Genomic DNA, 3,112 nt, shown 5'->3' with positions numbered 1-3,112 from the left:
CCCACATCGACAACCCGACGTTGACAAGGCATCATATCATAAGATGCTGCGCTGAATCCGAGGTCGGCAGTGAGCCCGAAGTTACCTTTCTGGCTCTTTGCTGATCACGGTCGAAACTGTTCGGGTTGAGCTACTTTGAGTCATGGCAATCGCCCCCAAAACCAAGGCACAGGCAACTGCCTGTGCACCCGTGATCACTTCGCCAAACGCAAGAACGCCAACGGCAAACATCGTGGGCAATTCAATGCTGCCGATGACAGCCGTGCGCGTCGCCCCGATGACAGGTGAACAGACCGTGTAAATCAGTTGCGGAATAAGCGCGGTCACAAGGCCGATCCCAACAATTAGAAACCAGTCACTCCCGCCTTTTGGTAGGATTTCGCCAACCTCAGACGTGAGAATGAGAGGGGCAAGGCCAATGACCGACCCTAGTGAGACCGATGCTATTCTGGCCAAAGGGGCAATGCGCGACAAGCGGTGTACGAGAACACATATGCCAAAACCAAATCCAAAAGGTGCCGCCAACGAGACGAGCAGCGTTGGAATTTGGTTTGGAGGTACAGATGCCGGAGATCCTGCAATTATCGCCGCAACAACAATCAATCCTGCTGCAACAAGACTGCGCCGCGTCGGTCGGTCGCCAAAAAGCGTCCATGCGATAACAATCGTGAACACCGGATAAGTCATATAGAGGACGCCGACCGTCGATGCAGGAACTGTTTCAAGAGCAGTGACATAGCCGACCCACCCACCCCCCATCACGGCTCCTGCAACCATCCCCCAGACGATTTCCTGCCAATTTGAACGATACTTCAGGATTGCTGGTAAAAGGATAATCGCTGCCAATATGTAGCGATAAAAAGCGACCGCATAGGGAGCGAGACCTTGATCGGTCAGCCCACGGCTAAAGTACGGTACAAAGCCAAAACAGATGGATGCAAATAGAACACCTGCGACCGCAAGGGCATAGGGTCTAGATTCTCGCGTGGCTGAGGCTTGTGTATCCATTTCTGATAGCTACCACACGCTGATGTGGTTGGCATCACCACGACCAAAGAACGGCAATTCTGTCCGCACACCGACGATAAAGCCGTCAAAATGCTGCGCTCTGCACGAATGGCAGCAATGACGGGCTGCACCGCAGCATCTTGAGTAGGTCTTGGAGGTCGGCTGTGGGCCGATCACGTCGCTCAGCGGTGCATGTCCATTGCGACTTTGCAAAGGTCACAATCTGCGCATAGCCGCCGCTCATGGCAGCCGAGGCTAAACCTATTCCCTTGATCCATCGTCCGAGCGATGGAGGGCAGACTGGGAACCTTTTGTCAGGTGATGAACACTAGCCCTGTGTGGCAGACAAACGTGGCCTGAGCAGTCCGAGCAAGCCTGCGCAGAGCACTCCACACCAGCAACGAACAGCGTCTTGGCCAGACAAAAACCACGAAGGCAAAATGGACAGGCTGTGAGCCGAAACAGGCGGGTGGTTTCATTCACTCCAGGGCCAAAATGTGTCGATAGAAACATTTTCCAAACCGTACGACCCCCAACTCTCATATATCGCTACCGCAAAGTCTTGCATTGAAGCACCCGTTTTTTCCATCAGCCAGATTGCGCTTGATTTTGCCGTTTCCATGTAGGAATTCCAGTCAATCTTGACGTCGGATATCTCTGGTAGAGATGGTACATAACCCTTGGCGCTTGCCCATGCCTCTGCGGGAGAATTCTTGATTTCTTCTATGATTTCGTCACTTGAAGGCACTTTTATGGTACAGACTGACTGAACACCTTCTGCGATAGCTTCTTCAGGGTTGAAAGCAATGTTCAACTCGTAGTTTTCTTTAAGGCTTGCACACGCATCGCTGATTTCCCAACCCGTAACACCTACAATCACCCCAATTCCGATAAACGGCAAAGCCTCACCAGCCATAGAGCCGACATTCCTAAGCGCCGACCGTGTAACTATTCTGCTAACCCTTGACGTGTGGTAGGAAACGGCCTTTGCGGCTTCCATTTTCTTTCCGCGATACGTGACTGGAGTGTTCCGGAGTTCAGCCGCGTTTTTCAGGAGTTGAGCATTCTTATGCTCTAGCCTGTCTCTCTCGGAAATGAGCCATGTTGTCTTTAGGTCAGAGGACACATGCAGCTTAGGAAGTCCGTAACGCTGCCTTATCTTGGCTGCATCGGCGGTCACACGGTCTGCCTGATCTGCAGAAAGTCGCCTTGTCGCAAACTCTTCTGGGGACAGTGCAGCTTTGGCTCTGTTCGTTTGCCAATGCGTCAGTCGAAGGTTGTCGGGATCGTTGGCAAGTCTTCTGAGTTTGTCAGGATCACAAACCCCGTTTTTGTGTGCGTAACTAAGAGAGATGAAGTGATCGACTTCAATCTCCTGACACGGATAGCTGACGCCGGGATTGTATGCATCCTCGACCATTTCTCCAATACTGCAGAACGCTTGCCGCGTGGGATAAGCAGGTCTCACAAAGGCGGTGTCGCAAACGGATGCCGTTTGTGAATGCGCAGCAGTTGGCTCCAAGAACGAAAGCAGAAGCATTGGAAGCAGTGTGATTTGAAATGCGCGTCGGTGCATGGTGATTTCCGTTCAATAGTCGATGTGACCACAACAATATCGTGGACGCCATTAGTTGTGTTAGCTGTGAAGGGGAACTCGTGGTGCCGGTTGTGCTCGACACCGGATTTCGCGGCTAGAGCTAGTATTGCAGTGGCCATGGTCTGTCCCCCGGTTCAAAACGGTTTTTGGGTTGCTGACCTCGAACAGGAAAAAGTGGCACCGGAACTTGATGCTCGGTGCCACTAGTCGAGGTTTCATCAGGTTTAACGTCCGTGAGTGTTTAGATGAGGGGTCATGAGTTCAATATAAACTTCATTCCGTCTTCCCGACTTCTTTAGAGCCGTTGAATAACCTTATGAACCGAATGAATGGCTGTGTTTTGCGAGTACGTGCCAAATCTTTGCGAATTCGTGCCAATGTTGCAAAGAAGACCCGTAGAGCGGCAATTCCTCAGCGATACCTTGTGGATGTCCCAAAGCTGAGATGTAGTCACTGTAAGGCCAAGGGTCAGATCAGCTATCAGATTGTGTTTGTGGGTGGTTCCGG

2 protein-coding genes are annotated in these 3,112 nt (G+C 51.7%); both read right to left on the bottom strand.

The features are described from left to right. Nucleotides 1-81: 81 nt before the first annotated feature. Nucleotides 82-1,008: a DMT family transporter gene (locus tag LC354_RS27135; RefSeq protein ID WP_223429053.1), complete on the bottom strand. Its 927-nt coding sequence runs from the start codon at nt 1,006-1,008 to the stop codon at nt 82-84. Nucleotides 1,009-1,483: 475 nt separating this feature from the next. Next, on the bottom strand, nt 1,484-2,584 hold the full coding sequence (locus LC354_RS27130) for a hypothetical protein (RefSeq protein ID WP_223429052.1): 1,101 nt from the start codon (nt 2,582-2,584) through the stop codon (nt 1,484-1,486). Nucleotides 2,585-3,112: the final 528 nt, after the last annotated feature.

The organism is Tateyamaria pelophila, from assembly GCF_019966495.1.
Lineage (GTDB): Bacteria > Pseudomonadota > Alphaproteobacteria > Rhodobacterales > Rhodobacteraceae > Tateyamaria > Tateyamaria pelophila.
Note: the sequence above shows the minus strand (reverse complement) of the source record. Positions and strands in the feature narration are given on the sequence as shown.